Source organism: Parasphingomonas halimpatiens, assembly GCF_036663795.1.
Taxonomy (GTDB): Bacteria; Pseudomonadota; Alphaproteobacteria; order Sphingomonadales; family Sphingomonadaceae; genus Sphingomonas.
Map to the genome: position 1 here is coordinate 20,422 of NZ_JAXOJP010000012.1, position 23,172 is coordinate 43,593.

General features: G+C 65.7%; 19 protein-coding genes. 17 read left to right on the forward strand and 2 right to left on the reverse strand.

Features of this window, described 5'->3' with window-relative positions; translation table 11 throughout:
- The first annotated feature begins 76 nt into the window (after positions 1–76).
- The 11 genes from U1839_RS13700 (at position 77) to kdsA (ending at position 13,585) form a co-directional block, all read left to right on the forward strand.
- A complete protein-coding gene (locus U1839_RS13700) occupies positions 77–844 on the forward strand; it encodes an IclR family transcriptional regulator (protein ID WP_332804167.1) in 768 nt (255 codons plus the stop codon).
- A gap of 158 nt (positions 845–1,002) precedes the next feature.
- Complete coding sequence (locus tag U1839_RS13705) at positions 1,003–3,453, forward strand: TonB-dependent receptor (protein WP_332804168.1); 2,451 nt, start codon at positions 1,003–1,005, stop codon at positions 3,451–3,453.
- A gap of 82 nt (positions 3,454–3,535) precedes the next feature.
- On the forward strand, positions 3,536–4,492 hold the full coding sequence (locus U1839_RS13710; protein WP_332804169.1) for a TauD/TfdA dioxygenase family protein: 957 nt from the start codon (positions 3,536–3,538) through the stop codon (positions 4,490–4,492).
- A complete protein-coding gene (locus U1839_RS13715; RefSeq protein ID WP_332804170.1) occupies positions 4,489–6,117 on the forward strand; it encodes a thiamine pyrophosphate-requiring protein in 1,629 nt (542 codons plus the stop codon). Before U1839_RS13710 ends, U1839_RS13715 begins: the two co-directional genes overlap by 4 nt.
- The gene (locus U1839_RS13720; RefSeq protein WP_332804171.1) at positions 6,114–7,442 is read left to right on the forward strand and encodes a spinster family MFS transporter; all 1,329 of its coding nucleotides are present in this window, start codon (positions 6,114–6,116) and stop codon (positions 7,440–7,442) included. Before U1839_RS13715 ends, U1839_RS13720 begins: the two co-directional genes overlap by 4 nt.
- On the forward strand, positions 7,439–8,785 hold the full coding sequence (locus U1839_RS13725; RefSeq protein ID WP_332804172.1) for an aromatic ring-hydroxylating oxygenase subunit alpha: 1,347 nt from the start codon (positions 7,439–7,441) through the stop codon (positions 8,783–8,785). The genes U1839_RS13720 and U1839_RS13725 overlap by 4 nt, the downstream gene beginning before the upstream one ends.
- Entirely contained in the window at positions 8,782–9,282 is a 501-nt protein-coding gene (locus U1839_RS13730; RefSeq protein ID WP_332804173.1) for an aromatic-ring-hydroxylating dioxygenase subunit beta, read from the forward strand. Before U1839_RS13725 ends, U1839_RS13730 begins: the two co-directional genes overlap by 4 nt.
- A gap of 23 nt (positions 9,283–9,305) precedes the next feature.
- Positions 9,306–10,232, forward strand: coding sequence for a ketopantoate reductase family protein (locus U1839_RS13735; protein WP_332804174.1), 927 nt, complete (start codon positions 9,306–9,308; stop codon positions 10,230–10,232).
- 215 nt (positions 10,233–10,447) lie between these two features.
- Entirely contained in the window at positions 10,448–11,440 is a 993-nt protein-coding gene (locus U1839_RS13740) for a KpsF/GutQ family sugar-phosphate isomerase (protein ID WP_332804175.1), read from the forward strand.
- Between the two features lie 3 nt (positions 11,441–11,443).
- On the forward strand, positions 11,444–12,754 hold the full coding sequence (locus U1839_RS13745) for an RraA family protein (protein ID WP_332804176.1): 1,311 nt from the start codon (positions 11,444–11,446) through the stop codon (positions 12,752–12,754).
- Between the two features lie 12 nt (positions 12,755–12,766).
- Entirely contained in the window at positions 12,767–13,585 is an 819-nt protein-coding gene (gene kdsA / locus U1839_RS13750; RefSeq protein WP_332804177.1) for a 3-deoxy-8-phosphooctulonate synthase, read from the forward strand.
- A gap of 2 nt (positions 13,586–13,587) precedes the next feature.
- Here the strand turns inward: kdsA and U1839_RS13755 are convergent, their stop codons facing one another.
- A complete protein-coding gene (locus U1839_RS13755) occupies positions 13,588–14,388 on the reverse strand; it encodes an inositol monophosphatase family protein (RefSeq protein WP_332804178.1) in 801 nt (266 codons plus the stop codon).
- A gap of 282 nt (positions 14,389–14,670) precedes the next feature.
- Here U1839_RS13755 and U1839_RS13760 point away from each other — a divergent pair, with 282 nt between their 5' ends.
- From U1839_RS13760 to U1839_RS13770, 3 genes are read left to right on the forward strand one after another with little or no spacing between them, the layout of a single operon-like run.
- Positions 14,671–15,147 carry a GreA/GreB family elongation factor gene (locus U1839_RS13760; protein WP_332804179.1) on the forward strand — a complete coding sequence of 159 codons (477 nt, stop codon included), beginning with the start codon at positions 14,671–14,673 and terminating at the stop codon, positions 15,145–15,147.
- 14 nt (positions 15,148–15,161) lie between these two features.
- Positions 15,162–15,611 (forward strand): YaiI/YqxD family protein, encoded by a 450-nt coding sequence (locus U1839_RS13765; protein ID WP_332804261.1) that lies wholly within the window; start codon positions 15,162–15,164, stop codon positions 15,609–15,611.
- A gap of 9 nt (positions 15,612–15,620) precedes the next feature.
- A complete protein-coding gene (locus U1839_RS13770; protein WP_332804180.1) occupies positions 15,621–15,803 on the forward strand; it encodes a hypothetical protein in 183 nt (60 codons plus the stop codon).
- Here U1839_RS13770 and U1839_RS13775 read toward each other — a convergent pair.
- Entirely contained in the window at positions 15,800–17,089 is a 1,290-nt protein-coding gene (locus U1839_RS13775) for an N-succinylarginine dihydrolase (RefSeq protein ID WP_332804181.1), read from the reverse strand. The genes U1839_RS13770 and U1839_RS13775 overlap by 4 nt on opposite strands.
- A gap of 233 nt (positions 17,090–17,322) precedes the next feature.
- Here U1839_RS13775 and U1839_RS13780 point away from each other — a divergent pair, with 233 nt between their 5' ends.
- Genes U1839_RS13780 through U1839_RS13790 form a run of 3 tightly spaced genes read left to right on the forward strand, consistent with a single transcriptional unit; the run spans position 17,323 to position 23,168 of the window.
- Positions 17,323–18,528, forward strand: a complete 1,206-nt coding sequence (locus tag U1839_RS13780; protein WP_443030620.1) for an efflux RND transporter periplasmic adaptor subunit — start codon at positions 17,323–17,325, stop codon at positions 18,526–18,528.
- A gap of 6 nt (positions 18,529–18,534) precedes the next feature.
- Positions 18,535–21,705 carry an efflux RND transporter permease subunit gene (locus tag U1839_RS13785; protein ID WP_332804182.1) on the forward strand — a complete coding sequence of 1,057 codons (3,171 nt, stop codon included), beginning with the start codon at positions 18,535–18,537 and terminating at the stop codon, positions 21,703–21,705.
- Entirely contained in the window at positions 21,702–23,168 is a 1,467-nt protein-coding gene (locus tag U1839_RS13790) for an efflux transporter outer membrane subunit (protein WP_332804183.1), read from the forward strand. The genes U1839_RS13785 and U1839_RS13790 overlap by 4 nt, the downstream gene beginning before the upstream one ends.
- Positions 23,169–23,172 lie beyond the last annotated feature (4 nt).

Consider the following 23,172-nt stretch of genomic DNA (forward strand, 5'->3'; position numbering starts at 1 on the left):
CACCCTCTCCCAAGGATATTGCCGCACCATCGAACAGCGTAGTTGATTTATCAACAAAAGAATTCGAGAACGCCCTGTGTCCCACGCTCCACGCGGCGCCGCCGACCGGCTCGCCTACCTTCTCAAATTGATCGCCAGCGGACCGTCGCGCTTCTCGCTCGGCGATCTGGCGGAGCGTGCCGGGCTGCCGGCAAGTTCGGTTCACCGCCTGCTGCAGGCGCTCTTGCGCTCGGGCCTGGTCGAACGCGGCCTGGCGCAGAGCTACCGTCCCGGTCGCGAACTGCATCGGCTCGCCTCGCAACTCGTCGCCAATTTCGACCTGGTTCGCGTCGCCCGTCCCTTCCTCGACGCTCTGGTCGCGCAATGGCACGAAACGGCGGTGCTGTGCATCTACAGCCCCACCCAGCGCAAGGCGATCATCGCCGACATCGCCGATACGCCGCACCCGCTTCGTTTCGCCGTTTCCCGCGGCGGCGAGATATCGCTACCCTGGGGCTCGCTGGGGCGCGCCATCCTCGCTCATCTGCCGCCCGGTGAAGCTGAAGCGATCTTTCGCGAGGCGCAGGTCGGCCCCTTGACCGGCCGCCCGCGCTCCACCCGCCAGGAGATGGTCGCGGAGCTGGCAGCCATCCGCCGTGAAGGTTACGCCCGCTATTTCGATCCGCGCTATGACATTGCCGGGATCGCCGCCCCTATCTTCGGGGTGGATCGGGAACTCTACGGCTGCGTCGGCGTGACGATGCCGTCCAACCGCTATCAATTGCATCTCGAAGACGACCTCTCCGTCGCGGTCCGCGAGGCAGCGACGAAGCTCAGCGAACTGGCCGCGATTTCACACAGCTAGCCCCGGCGCCGCACCCTCGCCAGACACACGAAACGATTCCGTATTTCGGAATATTGCTTTCATTTTTTGGAATTTCGATTGACAGTTGATTGATCAACACCTTCAGGTAGCGCGAAGTCACGCCGCAAGGGCGGGCATTCTTGAGGGGGAGGATTACGATGCCACTGAAAGACCACCGTCACATCCCGAGCGTGTCGCTGATCGCGCTCGCCAGCGTGCTCTGCATGGCCTCGCCCGCCATGGCGCAGGACAAGACTGAAAAGCCGGCCACTGATTCCGCCGAACCGGTCGAGGTCGTCGTGACCGCCCAGTTCCGCGAGCAGAAGTTGCAGGATGTTCCCATCGCCATCACGGCGCTGTCGGGCGAAGCGCTGGAGCAGCGCGGTCAGACCAACCTCGCCGATCTCGGCGGCTCAGCCCCGAACGTGACGCTGCGTCAGGCGCCCGCCACTTACGGTCCGGCCGTGGTCGCCTTCATCCGCGGCGTGGGACAACGTGACACGAGCTTTGCGCTCGAGCCCGGCGTGGGTCTCTATGTCGATGACGTCTATCTGCCGACGCTGCACGGTTCGATGCTCGCGCTGGTCGATCTCGACCGCGTCGAGATCCTGCGCGGCCCGCAGGGCACGCTGTCGGGCCAGAATTCGATCGGCGGCGCGATCAAGCTCTATTCCAAGAAGCCGGACGGATCGCCCAACGCGTTCGCCTCGGTGACCTATGGCAGCTACAACGACGTGGAAATCAAGGCGGCGACCAACATCACGCTCGCCAAGGACACGCTGTTCGCGCGTATTTCCGGCGCTGCGGTCCGCAAGGACGGCTACGTCACGCGCTACGATTATGCCTGCACCCATCCCGGCTCGACCGTCCCGACGTCGGTCGTCAACAGCAGCTGCAAGCTTGGTACAGAGGGCGGCAAACAATATGTCGCGGGGCGGCTGGCACTGCGCTGGCAACCCTCGTCGAGCGTGACCGTCGATCTCGTCGGCGACATCACGCGCGACGGCAGCGAAGTCGGCCCGACGACGCTTCTATATGTCGGCCGCAACGCCAATCCCGGCGCGACACTGACGGGTGTCGCGACGCCCGCGGCCGCGGCCTATACCATCAACGGCAATCTATATGGCACTGCCACGGGCTCACCGTTCGTCAGCTATTCGCCCTATGGCAATTATGCGCAGGACACCTTCAGCAGCAGCCCGTACATAAACTATGAAACCTATACCAACCTGGCACCGCGCGACGGCACGCCGGCGTGGCAGGCACCGCTGAAGTCGGCGATCAACACCTGGGGCATCTCCGGCACGATCGGCGTCGATCTGTCAGATTCGCTCAAGCTGACCTCGATCACCGCCTACCGCAAATTCGATGGCACCTACTCGTCCAGCGACGGTTCGCCCTTCTCGCCGACGCAGCAGGCCAACCAGGTCTTCAACCATCAGTTCAGCCAGGAACTGCGGCTGTCGGCAAAGATCGGCGACATCATCAACCTCACCGTCGGCGGCTATTATTTCGACAAGACCAGCCGTTACAGCGCCCGGATCACGCTCACGACGCTCGACTTCATCGAGGACGATTCGATCCCCGCCAAGACCAAGGCGGTTTTCGCCAACGCCGAAATCTCGCCGATCCCGGCGCTGACCTTCATTGGCGGACTGCGCTACACGAACCAGACGAAGAGCTTCATCTATGGGCGCTTCGGTGTTCCGGGGTCGTCCACGGGCGGCGCGGTGCCGGCGTCGCTGGCCTCGCTCAATGGCCTGGTCGGCAACTTCTCGGGCAACCGCGTCGATTATCGTCTCGGCGCGCAATACCGCTTCAACGACAACATCATGGCCTATGGGCAGTTCTCGACCGGCTTCAAGGGCGGCGGCATCAACCCGCGCCCCTTCTTCCCGGCGCAGGCGCTGCCGCACAATCCGGAAACGATCAAGGCCTATGAGGTCGGCTTCAAGAGCGACTTTCTCGACCGCAAGGTGCGGCTGAACGTCTCGGGCTTCATCAACAAGTACAACGACATCCTGGTATCGGTGTCGAACTGCCCGCTCACCGGCGCGCCGGCCGCGCCGTGCGCGCTGCCGCTCAACGCCGGCACCGCCACCGTCAAGGGGTTCGAGGCAGAACTGACCTTGCATCCGGTCCACGGGCTGTCGATCGACGCCTCGCTTGCCTATCTCAACTTCAAATACACCTCGATCAGCGCGCTGGCGGCAAGTGCCGGCATCGGGCTTGAGGACAAGGGCGTCTACGTCTCGCCCTGGCAGTGGAACCTCGGCGCGCAATATCAGATCGATCTCGGCAAGATCGGCACACTGACACCGCGCATCGACATCAACCATGAAGACGCCTTCAACCGCAACGCCAACAACGTCGATGCGACGACCGGCGGCGTCGATATCTTCGGCCTCGTCGCGGGGCGCACGCTGGTCAATGCGCGGCTCTCCTACAAGACCGCAGACGGCGACTGGGAGCTGGCCGGCGAAGTCCGGAATCTCACCAACAAGTTCTATTTGACCGACATCTTCGACAATCGCGGCTCGACCAATTCGATCCAGGGTTCGCCCGGCGAGCCGCGCACCTGGTCGCTGACGGTGAAGCGTCACTTCTGACGACGTACCAACGGGAGGCGGCAAGCCTGTACCGCCTCCCGTGGGTCAATGATTCAACCGTTCCCGGACCAAAGGAAACCTCGTGTCCAACCTAGAGACGCTCGAAAAACCCAATGCCATCGTCGGTACGCCCGTTGTCGCCGGGCTGCCCATGCCTGAATTCAAACGTATCGGGGTCGAGCCAATCACCGGCGCGTGCGGCTGCGAGATTTCGGGAGTCGATTTGCGCGAGCCGCTCGACGCGGAAACGCTTGCCGAGATCATGTTGGCGTTCGAGCAGTTCCTCGTCATCGTCTTCCGCGATCAGGACCTGACGCCGGAGCAGCACAAGGCCTTTTCGCGCCATTTCGGCGAGCTGACCGAGCTGCCCCAGGCGCCGATCTATGACGGCCACCGCGATATGCAGGAAGTGCGACGTGAGGCCTATGAATCGGTTAACGTCGTCCCCTCGTTCGAGCATTTCCACACCGACAGTTCGTTTCTGCCGAGGCCGCCGAAGTGCATCGTGATGCGCGCGATCGATGCGCCGCGCTGGGGCGGTGATACCGCCTTCTCCAACGCCTATCTCGTCTATGAGGGGCTGTCGGACGAGATGAAGGCGCTCCTCGATCGGCTCAAGATCGTCTATTCGGGCAAGAATATCTGGTCGAACAACGAAAAGCTGGCGCCCGAAAAGCGGTTGCGCCTGCGCGAGAGCCACGATTTCACCGAAGACCTGCTCGAAAGCGTGCATCCCGCGGTCCGGATCCATCCGACAACCGGGCGCAAGGCACTGTTCGCCAACAGCGCCTATTTCCAGCGCTTCGTCGGCTGGTCCGAGGATGAAAGTCGCGCCCTGCTCAACTATCTGCAGGGGCTCGCCCAGCAACTCCATTATCATTGCCGCGTCAAATGGCGGAAGGACACGCTGATCGTTTGGGACAATCGCTTCACGCTGCATCGCGGCGTCCACGATTTCAAATATGAGCGTCGACATTTGATCCGGACGACCGTCATCGGCGAACGTCCTCTCGGCCCCGGTGATGCCCTCGCATCATGAAGATCAGCACGGCGATTGCGGAAATTCTTCGGCGCGAAGGCGTCGATGTCATCTTCGGCTACCCGCGTAACGCGGTCCTCGAACAGGCGGCGGCGGCCGGGATCAGGACGGTGATCGTCCGCCAGGAACGCACCGGCCTGCACATGGCCGATGCCTTGTCGCGCATGACGCGCGGCCGTCGCATGGGGGTTTTCGCCATGCAACACGGCCCGGGCACCGAGAATGCCTATGGCGGCGTGGCGCAGGCCTATTCGGAAAGCGTGCCCGTGCTCGTCCTGCCGCAAGGTTATGCGCGTCGGCTGGCCTATGTCCCCGACAACTATAACGCCTGTATTTCGATGCGCGACATCACCAAGACGGCGGAGCCGATCAACCGCGCGGAAGACACCGCCGGGGTCATGCGCCGCGCCTTCACCGCGCTGCGTAACGGTCGCCTGCGTCCGGCGCTAGTCGAACTGCCATGGGACGTTCTCGAAGAAGAGCTGCCCTGCCCGCTCGACTATACGCCGGTGATAACCACCCGCAGCGCACCCGATCCTGAAGCGGTGGCGCGCGTTGCGCGGCTGCTGGTCGATGCGCGCCGGCTTGTCATCCACGCCGGCCAGGGTGTGCATTGGGCCGATGCCTATGACGAGCTGCGCACGCTGGCCGAGCTGCTCGCCGCACCCGTCTCGACCACGTTGGAGGGCAAGAGCGCCTTCGACGAGACGCATCCGCTTTCGCTCGGCTCGGGCGGCGCCGCGATCCCTGGGCAATTGCGCCATTTCCTCGATCGTGCCGATTTGATCCTGGGGATCGGCTGCAGTTTCTCCGAAACCGTGTTCGGCGTTTCGATGCCGACGCAAGTGCCGATCGTCCATGCCACGCTCGACCCCGCCGATCTCAACAAGGGCGTTCCGTGCATCGACGCGCTGATCGGCGATGCACGACTGACGCTGGCCATGCTGACCGAAGCCTGCCGGGCGCTGATCGACGCGCCCCGGTCGAGCGACGCGGTCGCCACCGAAATTGCGGCGGTCGAGGCCGACTGGCTGGCGCAGTGGCTGCCGTTGCTCGAATGCGACGAGGCGCCGCTCAGCCCCTATCGCGTGCTGTGGGACCTGCAGCGCACCGTCAATGTCGCCGAGACGATCATCACGCATGATGCCGGCTCGCCGCGCGACCAGCTGACGCCGTTCTGGAAGTCGGTGACGCCGCTCAGCTATATCGGCTGGGGCAAGACGACCCAGCTCGGCTATGGCCTTGGCCTGGCGATGGGCGCGAAGCTGGCGCATCCGGCAAAGCTTTGCATCAATGTCTGGGGCGATGCGGCGATCGGCTTCACCGGCATGGATTTCGAAACCGCGGTGCGCGAGCGCTTGCCAATCCTCTCGATCCTGCTCAACAACTCGGCCATGGCGATCGAACTGCCGATCATGCCGGTCGCGACCGAACGCTACCGTGCGACGGACATATCCGGTGATTATGCCGCCTTTGCCCGCGCGCTGGGCGGTTATGGCGAGCGCGTCACCGCGCCCGACCAGATCATACCGGCGTTGCTCCGCGGCATCGCCGCGACCGAGGCGGGAATGCCCGCGCTGATCGAATTCATCACCACCCAGGAAACCAGAGCGTCGCGGTTATGAGCGACGGCGCCGCATCCAGAGAAACTGGGTCCGCCGCCACGCGCGGCGCCTGGCCCTGGTCCGCGACCTGGCCGCTGGCGCTGCTGACCCTGATCTCGACCTTCAACTATCTCGATCGCTCGCTGCTCGGCCTCGCGCTGCCGGCGATCAAGCACGAGATGGGCGCCTCGGACACGCTGCTCGGGCTGGCGTCCGGACTGGCCTTCATCCTGTTCTATTCGGTGCTCGGCATTCCGATCGCCTGGCTCGCCGACCGCTACAACCGGCGCAACATCATCGCCGCCGGGCTCGCCTTCTGGAGCGTGATGACGGCAATCACCGGCATGGTTGCCAATATCTGGCAACTCGCGACGGTCAGGCTGCTGATGGGCGCGGGCGAGGCCTGCGGCATGGCGCCCTCCAACTCGATCATCGCCGACCTGTTCAAACCCGAGCGCCGTCCGCTCGCGCTCGCCATCTTCGGCACGGCCAGTTCGCTGTCCTATATCGTCTTCTTCCCCATCGCCGGCTGGGTCGCGCAGCATCATGGCTGGCGTGCGATGTTCGTCGCGATGGGCATTCCCGGCCTCGTGCTTTCGCTGCTGCTGATATTGACCGTGCGCGAACCGCGGCGTCTGTCCCCTGCCCCGCAACGCCTGGCGATCGCCCGCTCGCTCGGCAACGATCTGGCCGCACTGTTCGGCAACCGCTGCTTCACCTGGATCTTTCTCGGCGTGACACTGATGGGCGCCAATGTCTGGGCGGCGGGCGCCTGGACGCCGACCTTCTTCGTGCGCGTCCATAAGCTCGGCGTCGCCGAAGTCGCCAGCATCATCGGGCCCGCGCGCGGCCTGATCGGGCTGGTTGGCATCCTGCTGGGCGGTGCGCTGATCGACCGCCTGCCGCGCGACCGGATCTTCTGGCGCATCGGGATTCCCGCCATCGCCTGCCTGCTGGCCGGGCCGGCGGAGGCGCTTTTCCTGCTCGGCAACAGCTATGCCGCCTGGGTCGGCGGCTTCGCGCTGAGCAGTTTCTTCTCGCTGATCCACCAGGCGCCGATCTTCGCCGCGGTGGTCAACATCGTTGGTGAACGGCGCCGCGCGCTGGCGATATCGGTGGTGCTGCTGGGCGCCAGCCTGATCGGCAATGTCGTCGGTCCGAGCATGGTCGGGCTGCTCAACGACCTGCTGGCCGGGGAGTTCGGCGATCAGGCTATCCGCTATTCGCTCCTGCTCGCCGCAATCACGCCGGTGTTGGCTGCGCTTTGTTTCTGGCGCGCCGCCCGGCTCTATGCCACGTCCTTCGCGCGCGCCGGGGAAGGTAGCGTCACGACGGTGATGCCATGACCATCGATCCGCTATCGCTGATCGATGATCGCATCGCGGAAGGCGTGTTCCGCGTCGATCGTGCCATCTTCCACGATCCGGCGATTTTCGACCTCGAGATGCGCCACATCTTCGAAGCCGGCTGGGTGTTTCTCGGCCTCGAGGCGCAGGCCTATGACCGCCACGACTTCTTTACCACCACGATCGGCCGCGTTCCCGTCATCGTCATGCGCGATCACGAAGGTACGCTTGGCGCGTTCGTCAATTCCTGCCCGCACAAGGGCGCGCAGATCGCCCAGACGGGACAGGGCCATGCGCGGCTCCATGTCTGCCCCTATCATAGCTGGACCTTCGACAGCGCAGGACGGAATCGCGGGATCAAATGGCAAAAGGCCGGTTGCTATTCCCAGACCTTCGATGGCCAGAGCCATGACCTCGCGCCCCTGCCCCGCTTCGCGGCCTATCGCGGCTTCCTGTTCGGCAGCCTCGTCGCAGATGTCCCCTCGCTGGAGGAGCATCTTGGTGAAGCGGCGCGATTTCTCGATCTGGTCGTCGGCCAGCCCGAACGCGGCGTCGAACTGGTGCCGGGGAACGTGTCCTTCACCTATGATGCGAACTGGAAACTCCAGCTCGAAAACTGTTCCGACGCCTATCATTTCACCTCGGCGCACCCGTCCTATGTCAGGATCATGGAGCGACGCCAGCGCGGCGAGGGCGCGACGGCGGTGCGCTCGATCTGGGATGAATCGCGCGCCTGGAGCGAAACCGCCGAGGGCATCCAGGGCGGCAGCATGAGCTTTGCCCATGGCCATGTGCTGAACTGGGGACGGATCGCGGTATCCGACGCGCACCCCTTGTTCGAACGCGCCGAAGCGTTGGCGCGCGAGCATGGCGCGGAAATCCGCGACTGGATGTTCAACATGCGCAACCTGACGATCTTTCCCAATTTGCAGATCGCCGAGAACGCGTCGAGCCAGTTGCGCGTGATCCAGCCGATCTCGGCCGGACGCACGCTGATGCGGACATGGTGCATCGCCCCGCGCGGCGAAAGCGCGGCGGCGCGGCGCCAGCGCATCCGCCAATATGAGGACTTCTTCAACCCGTCGGGCATGGCCACCCCCGACGACACCGTCGCCTATGAAAGCTGCCAGCGCGGCTTTCCCGCCCGTCTCGAACCGTGGTTGCAAGGCTATGCACGCGGCATGACCGCCAGCCAGCCCGGCGGCAACGCGCTCTCCGATGCGGCGCGGGCGACGCCGGAGCGAAGCGTCCTCGCGGATTCGCAACTCTGCGACGAAACGCTGTATCACGGCTACTATCGCGAATGGGCGCGTCGGATGCAGCGGGCGGTCGACCGGTCATGACTGCGACGCTCGATCGCGCCGGCGCGGAGGAGCTGCTCTTCCTCGAAGCAGCGTGCCTCGATCGCGGGGCATGGCAGGACTGGCTCGACCTTTATGCCGAGGATGCGCGGTTCTGGATGCCCGCCTGGCGCGACGAAATGACGCCGACATCCGATCCGGATCGCGAGCTCTCGCTGATCTATTACGACAGCCGCGCCGGTCTGGCTGACCGGGTATTCCGGGCGACCTCGGGGCAATCGGTGGCGTCCCTGCCCCGACCACGCTGCGTCCATTGCATCAGCAATGTCCTGATCACGGCAAGCGAACCGGGCAAGGTCACCGTCGCGTCGAATTTCATCGTCCACCTCCACGACGTCCGCGCCGCGCGCAGCCACAGCTTCTTCGGGCGCTACGATCACGAGCTGCGCCGAAGCGACGGTCGCTGGCTGATCGCCGCCAAGACAATCCTGCTGCTCAACGACACGATCCCGACGGTCGTGGATTTCTATTCGGTCTGACGCCGCAGCCCCCGGAGCATACCATGAAGGAAATCGTTATCGTCGGCGCCGGGGCGATGGGCTGCCTGTTCGCCGCCCGGATCGCAGAAGCGGGCGTTTCGGTGACGCTTGTCGATGTCGATCGCAAACGCATCGACCTGCTCAACGCGGATGGCATCGGCCTCAGCGATGCCAAGGGGCGTCGGCGCGTTCGCGTCCCGGTTCGTCAGGCGGCGGATCTCGCGCTCCGTCCCGATCTGGTGGTGCTGTTCGTCAAGGCGATCCACAGTCGTGCCGCCATCGCGTCGGTCGCGCATCTCGCGGCGAGCGGCTGCTTCGCGCTGACCTTGCAGAACGGGCTGGGCAATGCCGAACTGCTTGCCGAGACCTTTGGCGAAGACCGCACGCTGCTCGGCGTGACGGATCAGCCGGCCGACCTGCACGGGCCGACCGACGTCAGCGTTCCGGGCGAAGGGCGAGTCTGGCTGGGGAGCCTCGTCGGAGACCTGGGCGCGGGTCCCCGAACCGCCTCTGCGCTGCTCAACCTCGCCGGCTTCGATGCCCGAGTTGTTGCCGATGCGCAGGCCGCTGTGTGGGAAAAGGCCGCGTTCAACGCCGCGCTCAATGCCACCGCGATGATCGCGGGGGCGACGGTCGGTCAGCTCGACACCGTCGAGGGACGCCGGATCGCCGCCGCGGTCGTCGATGAAGCAGTGCTTGTGGCACGCGCCAGTGGCATTGCCGTCGACCCGGCCGCGATTGCCGCGAAGATCGATTTCGCGCTCGCCAACCATCGCGGTCATAAGGCGTCGATGCTGCAGGACCGCTTGGCCGGCAGGCCCACCGAAATCGACGCGATCAACGGCGCGATCGCCGCGAAGGCTGCCGCACTCGGCCTCGACGCGCCCGTCAACGCCACGCTCGCCGATCTCGTCCGGTTGATCGGTACCGTCGAGCACTCGGCCAGCTAGCGCCGGAAACCGCCGCAGAGGCAGTGGCGGAAGAGTAAGCGACACCCTGCTAGGCAAAATTTGCCTATGTTACCCGTACCAGGCGCCGCGCCGCCTATGATGGTAACCATGACGAGATCGCGCCGGCCTACCCTGCAACGCAATGCGGTTCCTTCGAGCGTACCGCTGACGACCGGTACCGCGCACCACGGCACCGTTGCGTCGGCGCGCCTCCCATGAATGCGCTGACGGCCATTTCGCCGGCGGCACCGGATCTCGCTAACGAGTGGTTCAGCGATGTCATCGCGGCCGAACGCGACGCCCTGTCGCGTTTCCTGCGCGCGACGCCCGACAGCATAACCGACATCGTCGCGCTGATCGCGCGCCAGCAGCGCCCGATCGTCCTGCTCGGTGTCGGCAAGTCCGGTCATATCGCCGCCAAGCTCGCCGCGACCTTTTCCAGCCTCGGCACTCCCGCGCTGTTCGTCAACGCGGCCGAGGCGGCGCATGGTGATCTCGGCGCGGTCCAGTCGGGCAATGTCGTCATCATCCTGTCGAACAGCGGCGCGACCGATGAGATTGTCCGGATCCTGCCCCTGCTCAAGGCGCGCGCCTGCCCGCTGCTGGGCATTATCGGGCGCGCGGATTCGCCGCTGGCACGCGCGGTCGATCATCTCATCGCTGCGGAAGTGGCGTGCGAGGCGGACCATATCGGCATGGCGCCCACCGCCAGTACCACCCTGCATCTGGCGATCGGCGACGCGCTCGCGGTGGCGGTCAGTCGCGCGCGCGGTTTCACCCGGGAAGATTTCCTGCGCCACCATCCCGCGGGTTTGCTCGGCCGGCAGATGATCCCCGTCGCCAGCCTGATGCGCCGGGGCAGCGATCTCCCGACCGTCGCGCCATCAGCGTCGATGGCCGATCTGCTTGGCGTGATGTCGGCGAAACGCATGGGCGCGGCTTGCGTGATCGACGCCGACCATCGTCTGCTCGGCCTGATCGTCGATGGCGATGTGCGCCGCCACATCCAGGCACGCTGCGACGTCTACGCCATGACCGCCGACGCGATTATGCAAACCAGTCCGCACGTCGTGCGTCCCGAGGTGACGATCGGCGACGTGCTGCTGATGCGCAGCACTGTCTCGGGCGGTCTGCTGGTCCTCCCGGTCGTCGCTGACGACGGGCGGCTGGTGGGCATGCTCCACCCCAATGACCTGATGCAGGGCTGAGCCATGAAGATTATCGCCTTTGTTCCTGCCAAGGGTCACAGCGAGCGGGTTCGCGACAAAAATCTGTCGATCCTCGACGGCGAATATCTGTTCAAGCGCAAGCTGCGCCAGGCGCTCGACTGCCCGGCCATCACCGAAATCTGCCTCGACACAGAGTCCGACGCGCTGGCCGATCTGGCGAGTGATCTGGCGGTGACGCGGCTGGTGCGGCCGGTAGCGCTCGCCAGCAATGCGACCGACGGCCATGAGATGTTCGCCTGGGAATGCAGCCAGCGGCCCGATGCCGATATCTGGATCCAGATCCTGTGTACCGCGCCGTTCGTTTCCGCAGCGACGATCTCGCGCGCGATCGACGCGTTGCTGGCCGACCCCGACGCCGATAGTCTCGTCGCGGTGTCGCGCGCCAAGCAATATTGTTGGGACGGCGACGTGCCAGCCTATGGTGCCGGCCGCATTCCGAACAGCGTGGACCTGCCGGCGACGGTGATCGAGGCGATGAGCCTATATATCGTAAGACGGCCGACATCGGGCGAAACGCCGACGCGCCGCTTCGGCATGCGACCGATATTGTTCGAGCTCGATCCGCTCGAGCAGATCGACATCAATCACGGCGCGGATCTGGTGATCGCCGAAACCGTCGCGGCCGGTCAGCGCGCCGCCGAGGTAACGCGCTTCCGCGCGATGCTGCGGCACCTTTCGTCAACCGTGCTGGCCGACATCTGCAAGGAAAAGGGCATGGCGACGGTCCTGCCGCCGAACCTGCGCCCGACCAGCGGCGGCAAGCTGCTCGGCCGGGCCAAGACGCTCGAGCTCGGCGCGCTCGCACCTGACGACGCGCCCGATGCCTGGAAGGGCATTTACGGCGCGCTCGAATCCTACAAATTCGTCCGCCCCGGCGACGTCATCATGGTCGCGACCGACGTGCCTGAGCGCGCCTATTTCGGCGATCTCAACGCCAATCTCGCGATCCGCTCCGGAGCGGTTGGCGCGGTGATCGACGGCACGACGCGCGACACGGCCGACGTCCGTGCGCTCGGCTTTCCGGTCTATGCTCGCGCCACCCACTGCAACGACATCAAATATGACGGCACGCTGCGCGCCATGAACCGTCCGGTCATTATGGGCGGCGTGCCGGTGCACAATGACGATGTCGTGTTCGCCGACGAGGATGGCGTGGTCGTCATTCCCCGCACGCGCTGGGGCGAAATCGAGGCCGCAGCCTGGGAGGTAATGCGCAACGAGGCGCGCATCCGGATGTACGCGGCGAGCGGGCGCGACATCCATGAGATACTCGCCGAATGCGGGACGTTCTGAGGACATGAAGAGATGAAGACCGTCACCGTCGGCCCGTTGCAGATCGCCAATAACAGGCCCTTGGTCCTGATCGCCGGTCCGTGCGCGATGGAGAGCCGCGCGCACGCGCTCGAGATGGCAGCCGCCCTTACCGAGCTTTGCGGCGGGCTGGGCCTCGGGCTGATCTACAAATCGTCGTTCGACAAGGGCAACCGGACCTCGATCGGGTCGCCGCGCGGGATCGGGCTCGACAGCGCGCTGGCCGTTTTTGCCGAGATACGCGAGACGTTCGGCTGCCCGGTGATCACCGACGTCCATGAGGCAAGCCAGTGCGCAGCCGTCGCCGAGGTCGTCGACGTGCTCCAGATCCCCGCCTTCCTCTGTCGCCAGACCGACCTGCTCGTCGCCGCTGCCGCCACCGGACGGGCGATCAACGTCAAGAAAGGCCAGTTTCTGGCGCCCTGGGACATGAAGAACGTCCTCGCCAAGCTGGTCGCCAGCGGCAACGAACGCGTGATGCTGTGCGAACGTGGCGCCAGCTTCGGTTACAACACGCTGGTCAGTGACATGCGCGCATTGCCGATCATGGCGGAAACCGGTTTTCCGGTGGTGTTCGACGCGACTCATTCGGTGCAGCAGCCCGGCGGCGCAGGCGAACGCTCGGGCGGACAGCGCGAGTTCGTGCCCGTGCTGGCACGCGCGGCGGTCGCGGTCGGCGTGGCCGCGGTGTTCATCGAGACTCACGAGAACCCCGAGACCGCGCCGAGCGACGGGCCGAATATGGTACCGCTGAAGGAGATGCCGGCCCTGCTCGGCCGGCTCCAGGCCTTCGACCGGCTCGCCAAGAGCTGATCTCAGCCGCCGAGCGCGCCTCGCACCTCGGCCCAGATCTCGGCGTTCTGTGCGAGGATGATGGCGCCGCTAGGGTCTGCCGGCCGGTAGCGCGTGCCGTCATGCCGCGCGGCGACCCCGCCCGCTTCCCGCAGGAACAGCACGCCGGGGGCATGGTCCCACACCAACGTTCGCCAATAGAGCGCAAACTGACGCGCACCGGTCGCCACCAGCGGATATTCGTCGCCGGCGCAGCGCCGGGTCTCCACCGCTTCGCCCACCATGCCGGTCAGCCGGGCAATACGGGCTTCGAAGGCGGGCGGCTGCGCAAAACTGCTCACGATCCCCGACAGCGCGGACAAGCCCGGCGACCCCGTCACCTGCGCCAGCCGGACGCCGTTGACATAGGCCCCTGCGCCCTGCTCGGCTGCTGCAAGGCGATCGTCGATCGGATCGAGAATGCACGACGCGACCGTTTCGCCATGCTCGACCAGCGCCGCCATCAGCGCGAAGGGACGGCGACCGGCAGCATAGTTGCCCGTGCCGTCGATCGGGTCGACGATCCACACCGCACCGCGATCGAGGTCGCGCAGCATCGACGGATCACGCGCGCACGCTTCCTCGCCGATGAAGCGGGCGTCAGGCCGGATCGCCGCCAGCCCGCGCGCAATGATCGCCTCAGCTTCGCGATCGGCGATCGTGACCAGGTCGCCGGGCGTCTTTTCCTCGATATCGGCATCGGCGAGCCTCCGGAAACGCGGCATGACCGCCGTCGCAGCGGCATCACGGAGAACAGTGGCGATCGCATCCGGCAGGCTCGTCATCTGGCGGCGCGGTGAACGGATTTCTGCAGGCATGTCCTGCGCACTATCAGCCATCGCCGCTGCGCGCGAATTTCCTACGCCGTGGCGCTGGCTGGCGGCCGCCGCACCGCATCTGTTGACCCTGTGCTGCCGCACGCTTAGCTTGTTCGCAATGCCGGGTTTTGCAGGCACGGGTGAACAACGCGCGCCCCTGCTAGTTCTTACTTTAACAATATCAAGGCGTTGATATCCCCGCGTCTATTGGAGACGATGGGCGTTGCCGACGCTGCGAGGAGAACCACGATGAGCGTCGCCTTCCGCCGCGAAAGTGACGAAGAGCATCTCGAACCTAAGTTCGAACTACCCCTGCCGCCGGGGCCGAATCTGGTCACCCGGCGCGGGCTCGCGCAGATCGAGGCACGCGCGGACGAGTTCGAGGCCGCCTATGCCGTCGCCTCCGATGACGAAACACGCAAGCTCGTGCGGCGCGAACGCCGCTACTGGAACACACGCCGTTCGACCGCGATCGTCGCGCCACCCCCGCCGCCCGGCGAGGTTGCCTTTGGCGCGCGGATCGATTTTCTGCTCAACGGCAAGCCGCGCCGCATCGATCTCGTCGGCAGCGACGAGGCGGCACCGGCCGAGAACCGCATTCCCTTCACCGCCCCGCTGGCCAAGGCGATGATGGGAGCGGGGGTCGGCGACGTGGTCGAATTCAACGGCAATGAAGACGCGATCGAGATCATCGCGGTCGCCGCGATCCCGGAGCAGGAAACCTGAACGACGCGACGCCGATCCGCATCCTCGTCGATGCCGATGCCTGCCCGGTGAAGGACGAAATCTACAAGGTCGCGTTCCGCCACGAGGTGCCGGTGACGATCGTCAGCAATGCGATCATCCGCATCCCGGCGCATCCGCTGGTCACCCGCGCGATCGTAAGCGATGCGTTCGACGCCGCCGACGACTGGATCGTCGAGCGCGCCGATGCCCGCGCCATCGTCGTCACCGGCGACATCCTGCTTGCCGACCGCTGCCTCAAGCTCGGCGCGGCCGTGATCGCGCCGACCGGCAAACCCTTCACGATGAGTTCGATCGGCGCCGCGATCGCGACCCGCGCGATCATGGCCGATTTGCGCGCCGGCGGCGATGCGGTCGGCGGCCCCGCACCCTTTGCCAAGACCGATCGCTCGCGCTTCCTGTCGGCGCTCGACGTAGCGCTGGTGAAGCTGAAGCGTGCGACCTAAGGACGACCAATGAGCAACGAACGCTTCGAACGCCACCGCCAGCCCTGGACCCCTGACGAAATTCAGAAGCTCCACACCCTCGCCAAGAAGGGCATGGCGCTGAAGGCTATTGCCAAGGCACTGACGCGCAGCGAGGAATCGACGCGGGATCGCGCCAAGGCGGACAGCCTGACGATCGCCAAGCTGCGTTAAAGCAGTTCGTCCAGCCCAAGGCCTTCGAGCAAGGCGTAGCGCGCGGTGCGACATTGCGCCCACAGGTCCGGCGAGCCGAGGTCGCTGAGCGCGATCTGCTCGGGCCATTGCATCTCGACGATCCGTTCGATCAGGTCGCAGCGTACCTCATCGAGCAGGAAGCGTGGATCGATCACTGAGTAAGCCGCGTCGTCGACCGCCACGCGCAGGCGCAGGCACGCAGGCCCTCCTCCGTTGCGCATCGACTCGCGGACATCGATCACCTCGACCCGCGCGATTGGCCCATTGCCGCCGACCAGCTCGGACAGCCACGACCAGACGCGTGGATTGTCGCGCACCTCGCCCGGCGCGATCAGCGCCGTGCCGCCCTCGGGCAGGGTCACCAGCTGTGAATTGAACAGATACGAGCTGACCGCGTCGGACAGGCTGACGCGATCGGCCGGTGCTTCGACGATCGCCAGTCCGGGGACGCGCGCCCGTAACGCGTCGTAGAAGGTGGTCGGCTCGGCAAAGGCCTGCTCATGGGTGAACAGGATCGTCTCATTGGCCACAGCGACGACGTCGTTGTGAAAGGCGCCAGCCTGGATCGCCGCGTCGCTCTGCTGCACGAACAGCGTCATGGCGGGGTCGAGACCGTGGCGCCGCGCGATCGCCTCGCTCGCCGTGCGCGACTGGCGCGCGGGAAAACCGCCTGGTTGCTGCACACCGTAGACGAACACCTCGACACCGCGTTCGCCATGGCGCGGCGCCAGCCGCATATGGTTGGCCGCGCCTTCGTCGCAAAGCCGGGCCGGCAGCGCGGGATGAACGGCGAAGTGCCGGGAATCGCCAAAAGCCAGCGTCAGCAACCGGAGCGTTTCGTCCTGCTCGATGCTGCGATGCAGGTTCGTCGCGAGGTTGGCGACCGAGAGATGGCACCGCGCATCCCCGCTGTCGGGCGCCGGCGAAACGGTCGCGGCATTCGCCGTCCACATCGCCGAAGCGGAACAGGCATTGGCGAACAACACCGGGTCGGCGCGAAACGCGGCGGCGCAGACCGCATCGTCGTCACCGGCAAAGCCGACGGCGCGCAGAAAGCCGGCCGCGGGACGATCGTGCGGCGGCAGGAAGCCCTGCGTCAGCCCCAGCCCGATCAGCCGACGCATCTTGCCCAGCCCTTGCAGCGCCGCCGCGCGCGGTCGCGCGATCGCCCCGGCATTGTTGGTCGCAGCCAGATTGCCGAACGACAATCCCGCATAATTGTGGGTGGGGCCGATCAGGCCGTCAAAGTTGATTTCGCGCATCATTGCGCCGCCATGCCACAGCCCGCAGCGCGGGTGAACCGCCAGCCCGTCCCGCCGTCCCGTGACATGGTTTGCGACAAATCGAATCTTGGCATCCCGCACTGCAACAGGAATAGCCGCCCGGCTGGCTTGACCGGTTGATTTTGATCAGGAACCACCGGGGGGTGGTGACGTTTGTGACGGTTGCGTGCCGATCGTCCATCGCACAATGGGGTAGGCCTGAAGCGATGGAAAAGATGATGACGTCACGCCTGCCCGGAACATTGCTGCCCGCGTTGCTCATCGCCGCGACGCTGGCGGGTTGCGGCACCGGCAGCGGCAAGGGAAGGGGCGGGAAAGGCGAGAGCGGGCCGACCGAGGTCGGTTACATCGTCGTCCAGCAAACCAGCGTCGCGGTCGTTACCGAATTGAGCGGACGGACGAGCGCCTATCAAACGTCGGAGGTCCGTCCGCAGGTCGGCGGCATCATCCGCCGCCGCCTGTTCGTCGAGGGTTCGCTCGTCCAGAAGGGCCAGACGCTCTACGAAATCGATCCCAGCCTGTACCGCGCCGCGACCAGCCAGGCCGCCGCCAACCTTGCCAGCGCGCAGGCCAATGCCGAGGCAACGCGCGTCAAGGCCGAGCGCTACAAGCCGCTCGCCGAGATGGAAGCGGTCGCCAAACAGGACTATACCGACGCTGCCGCGCAGGCGCGCCAGGCCGCCGCGGCCGTGGCGCAAAACCGCGCGGCCCTGCAGACCGCGCGGATCAATCTCAATTTCACCCGCGTGCCGGCGCCGATCACCGGTCGCATCGGCCGCTCGCTGTTCACTGAGGGGGCGCTCGTAACCGCGGGCCAGGCCGACCCGTTGACCAACATCCAGCGGCTCGACCCGATCTATGTCGATATCCAGCAATCGAGCGCCGATCTGCTGGCGCTGCGGCGCGCGCTCGCCTCTGGCGGTTCTGCGCCGACCACAGCCGTCGTCCGGCTCAAGCTCGAGGATGGCAGCGACTATGGCGTGACCGGAACCGTTGAGTTCACTGAGGCGATGGTGGACGCCACGACCGGCACGGTCACGCTGCGCGCGCGCTTCGCCAATCCCAACGGGCTCTTGCTCCCTGGCATGTTCGTCCGGGCGAGTTTCGCGCAATCGCTCGACACGAGCGCCTATCTGGTGCCGCAGGTCGCGGTGTCGCGTGATCCCAAGGGCAACGCCACGGTCTTCATTGTCGGCCCGGGCAACAAGGCCGTGCCGCGCACCGTCACGACGAGCCGGGTCCAGGGCACCAACTGGATCGTCACGTCCGGGCTCAACCCCGGCGACAAGGTCATCACCGAGGGCATCGGCCGTCTCAAGCCGAACGATCCCGTGAAGCCGGTGCCCGCCGGCTCGCCACAACGGATCGACCCCACCGGTGGCGGCGCTGACAAGGGACGCGCTGGCGGCACTCGGAGCTAACCCGGCATGTCACGAATCTTCATCGACCGGCCGATCTTTGCCTGGGTCATCGCCATCATCATCATGCTGTGCGGCCTGGGCAGCATCCTGTCGCTGCCGGTCGAACAGTTCCCCGACGTCGCGCCGCCGAACGTCAACATCCGCGCCAGCTACCCCGGCGCATCGGCCGACACGCTAGAGAACAGCGTCGCGCAGGTCATCGAACAGCAGCTTACCGGCATCGACGGCCTGCTTTATTTCACCACCAATTCCTCGTCGCGCGGCCAGGTGTCGATCGGCGCAACCTTCGCCAAGGGTACCAACCCCGACATCGCGCAGGTGCAGGTCCAGAACAAGGTGCAGCAGGCGCTCAGCCGCTTGCCGCAACAGGTCCAGCAACAGGGTCTGACGGTCACCAAGTCCAACCCGGACTTCCTGATGATTGCCGCCATTTATGACACCACCGACCAGCGCAGCGCGCTCGACGTGTCGGACTATATGGTCTCCCACCTGCAGGAGACGATCGGGCGCATCAAGGGCGTCGGCGACACCAATGTGTTCGGTTCGCAATATGCCATGCGCATCTGGCTCAATCCGGATCGGCTCGCGGCGATCGGCTTGATCCCCAACGATATCATCACCGCGGTGTCCGCGCAGAACACCGAGATCGCGGCAGGTGAGATCGGCGGCGTGCCGAACGCCGACAACCAGTATCTCGACGCCACCGTCACGGCGCAATCACGCCTGTCGACGCCGGAGCAATTCCGCAACATCGTGGTCAAGACGCAAAGCGACGGTGCGGTGGTGCGGCTGGGCGATGTCGCGCGGATCGAGCTCGGCGCAGAATCCTACGGCATCCTCAGCCGCGTCAACGGCCATCCCGGCGCCGGCCTCGCGGTCAGCCTCGCACCGGGCGCCGACGCGCTGTCCACCGCGGAACTGGTCAAGGCGGAGTTCGAACGCCAGGCAAAGGACATGCCGAGCGGATTCGCGTTCGATTTCCCGCAGGACTCGACCGCCTTCATCAAGCTGTCGGTCAAGGACGTGGTGTGGACGCTGATCGAGGCGATCGTGCTGGTCGTGATCGTGATGTTCGTCTTCCTGCAGAGCTGGCGCGCGACGCTGATCCCGACGATCGCCGTGCCGGTGGTGCTGCTCGGCACGTTCGGCGTGTTCGCGATCGCCGGCTTCACCATCAACACGCTCACCCTGTTCGGCCTGGTTCTGGCGATCGGGCTGCTGGTCGACGACGCGATCGTCGTGGTCGAGAATGTCGAGCGCGTGATGGAGGAAAATCCGGGCATGACCCCGCGGGAGGCGACGATCCGGTCGATGGACGAGATCCAGGTCGCGCTGATCGCGATCGCGCTGGTGCTCTCCGCGGTGTTCCTGCCGATGGCGTTCTTCGGCGGATCGACCGGGGTGATCTACCGCCAATTCTCGATTACGATCGTCTCGGCGATGATATTGTCGGTGGTCGTCGCGCTGGTCCTCACGCCGGCGCTGACCGCGACCTTGCTCAAGCGCAAGGAAGAGGAAGAAGAGACCTGGCTGCAGCGCAAGACGGCCAAGGCGCGCGCCTGGTTCAACACGCGCTTCGCGCAAGGCGTCGAGCGCTACACCGGCAGCGTCGAGCGCGTCGTCGATCGCAAATGGCTGTTCCTCGCAATCTACGGTGTGTTGCTGGTGCTGCTCGCGGTGATGTTCATCCGCCTGCCGACCGGCTTTCTGCCGACCGAGGATCAGGGCATCGCGCAGATCCAGTTCAATCTGCCCGCCGGCGCGACGATCAACCGCACTCAGGCGGCGCAGCGCGAGATCGAAAAATACTTCCTGGTCCAGGAGAAGAAGAACGTCGCGGCGATGCTCATCGTTGCCGGCACGTCGGGCGGCGGCGGCGGTGGCCAGAATGCCGGTCGCGGCTTCGTTGCGCTGGCCGACTGGGACCAACGCAAGGGCACGGAGAATGCGGCGCCAGCGATTACCCAGCGCGCCATGAAAGCGCTGCGCGGATTGCGTGACGTCGAGTTCTACGCACTGCAACCGCCGGCCGTGCGCGGCCTCGGCCAGTCCAACGGCTTCACCATGGAGTTGCAGAATACCGGCGGGCTGAGCCGCGCGGACTTCAAGGCGGCGCGCGACAAGCTGCTTGCGGCCGCCCGGGCAGATCCGCTGCTGACCTCGATACGCAATACCGATCTGCCCGATCAGCCGACGCTCAATGTGGCGATCGACGCGCAGAAGCTGAGCGTGCTCGGGTTGAGCCAGGCCGACGTCAACGCGACGCTCTCGACCGCCTGGGGTGGTCGTTACGTCAACGACTTCAATGACCGCGGCCGCGTCAAGCGTGTCTATGTCCAGGGCGACGCACCCTATCGCGCCGCACCGGTCGACCTGTCGCAATGGTATGTGCGCGGCAGCAGCGGCCAGATGGTGCCCTTTTCCTCCTTCGCGACGATTTCCTGGTCGACCGCACCGACCTCGCTCAGCCGCTTCTCGGGAATCTCGTCCTACGAATTGCAGGGCCAGGCAGCACCCGGAGAAAGCTCGGGCACGGCGATGGACGAGATGGAGAAGCTCGCCGCGCAGATCCCCGGCACCTCGGTCGCCTGGGCCGGCCTGTCCTATCAGGAGCGGCTGTCCTCGGGTCAGGCGCCCTATCTCTACGCGCTGTCGCTGCTCGTGGTGTTCCTGTGCCTTGCCGCGCTCTATGAAAGCTGGACTATTCCGGTCGCCGTGCTGCTCGTCATCCCGCTAGGTCTGGTCGGCGCGATCTTCGCGGTAACGCTGCGTGGCCTCAACAACGACGTCTATCTCCAGATCGGCCTGCTGACGACGATGGGGCTTGCCGCCAAGAATGCGATCCTGATGATCGAGTTCGCGGAACAGGCCGAGAAGCAAGGCAAGCGTGTCATCGAGGCGGCGCTCGAGGCGGCACGCATCCGGCTCCGCCCGATCCTGATGACCAGCATGGCGTTTATCTTCGGCGTGCTGCCCCTGGCGATTGCGACCGGTGCCGGCGCCAACAGCCGCGTCGCGATCGGCACGGCGGTGATCGGCGGGATGCTGACCGCGACGATCCTCGCGATCTTCTACATTCCGTTGTTCTTCGTGCTCGTGCGTCGCACGACGCGGGATGCGCTCAAGCGGCTGCATCATGAGCCGCCCGCCCCGCCGCACACGGAGCCAGCCGCATGATCCGCCCGCTCGTCACGCTGCTCGCCGCGGCATCGCTCACCGCTTGCTCGATGGCGCCGCATTATGTCCGGCCCGAGCTGCCGGTCCCGCCAAGCTGGCCGGTCGGTGATGCCTATCTCAGGCAGAGCGAGGCGGCGCTGCCGGCGATCAGCTATACCGACATCTTCCGCGACGCCCGGCTGCAGCGGATCATCGTGCAGGCGCTCGCGAACAATCGCGACCTGCGGATCGCCGCCGCCAACATCGTATCGGCGCGCGCGCAATTTCACATCCAGCGCGCCGAACTGCTGCCTGAGCTCGATGCGAGCGGGGGCTATCGCTACGCGCGCAGCGCCAGCGGCACGTCGAGTTCGACGACCACGGCCGGTACCTCCAACCGCACCGGCAGCAGCTTCAGCGCCGATATCGGCATCACCTCGTTCGAACTCGACCTGTTCGGTCACGTGCGCTCGCTGACGAGCGCGGCACAGGACCGCTATTTCGGCACCGAGGCGGCAGCGCGCGCGACGCGCCTGACGCTGGTCGGCGACATTGCCTCCGCGTGGCTCACCTATGCTAATGACAAGAGCCTGCTGAAGATCGCGCAAGACACTGCCGCGAGCGCGCAACGCAGCGTCACGTTGACCAAGGCGCGGCTCGACGGTGGCATCGCGCCGCGCACCGATCTCGACCAGGCGAGCAACATCCTGCAGACCGCGTTATCCGACGTCGCGCTGCAGACCACAGCGACGGCGCAGGATATCAACGCCTTGCAACTGCTGGTCGGCGCGCCGGTCGATCCGGCACTCCTCCCGGCATCGATCGATGAAGCGGCGCCGACGGTTGCCGAACTTCCCGCCGGGCTGGATTCGGCCATCCTGCTGCGCCGCCCGGATGTCGTGCAGGCCGAATATGAGCTGCGCGCCGCCAATGCCGAGATCGGTGCGGCGCGTGCCGCGCTGTTCCCGCGTATCAGCCTGACCGCGCTGCTCGGCTTTGCCAGCAGCGGGCTGAGCAATCTGTTCACCAGCGGTGCGTTCAACTATTCGGTCGCGCCGAGCGTTAGTTACCCGATCTTTCGCGCCGGCGCGGGCAAGGCGACGGTCGCCCAGTCACAGGCGCAGCGCGATGCGGCGCTCGCGACCTATGAAAAATCGATCCAGACCGCCTTTCGCGAAGTTTCCGATGCGCTGGCCCGCCGGGGCACGATTGCCGACCAGGAACGCGCCCAGCGCGCGCTGACGGCAGCGGCGGGCGACAATTACAAGCTGTCGGAGGCGCGCTATCGCGGCGGCATCGACACGTTCCTCGCCAGCCTCGACGCGCAGCGCTCCTATTATTCGGCTCAGCGCACGCTGGCGGCCACCGAGCTGACCAAGGCGACGAACCTCGTCACGCTATACCGCACGCTGGGCGGCGATGCCCGGCTCGACCCGACGCCCGACGGTCCCCGCCCTGGCGTCGAGGCCGCCACGCCGCGGTGATGCT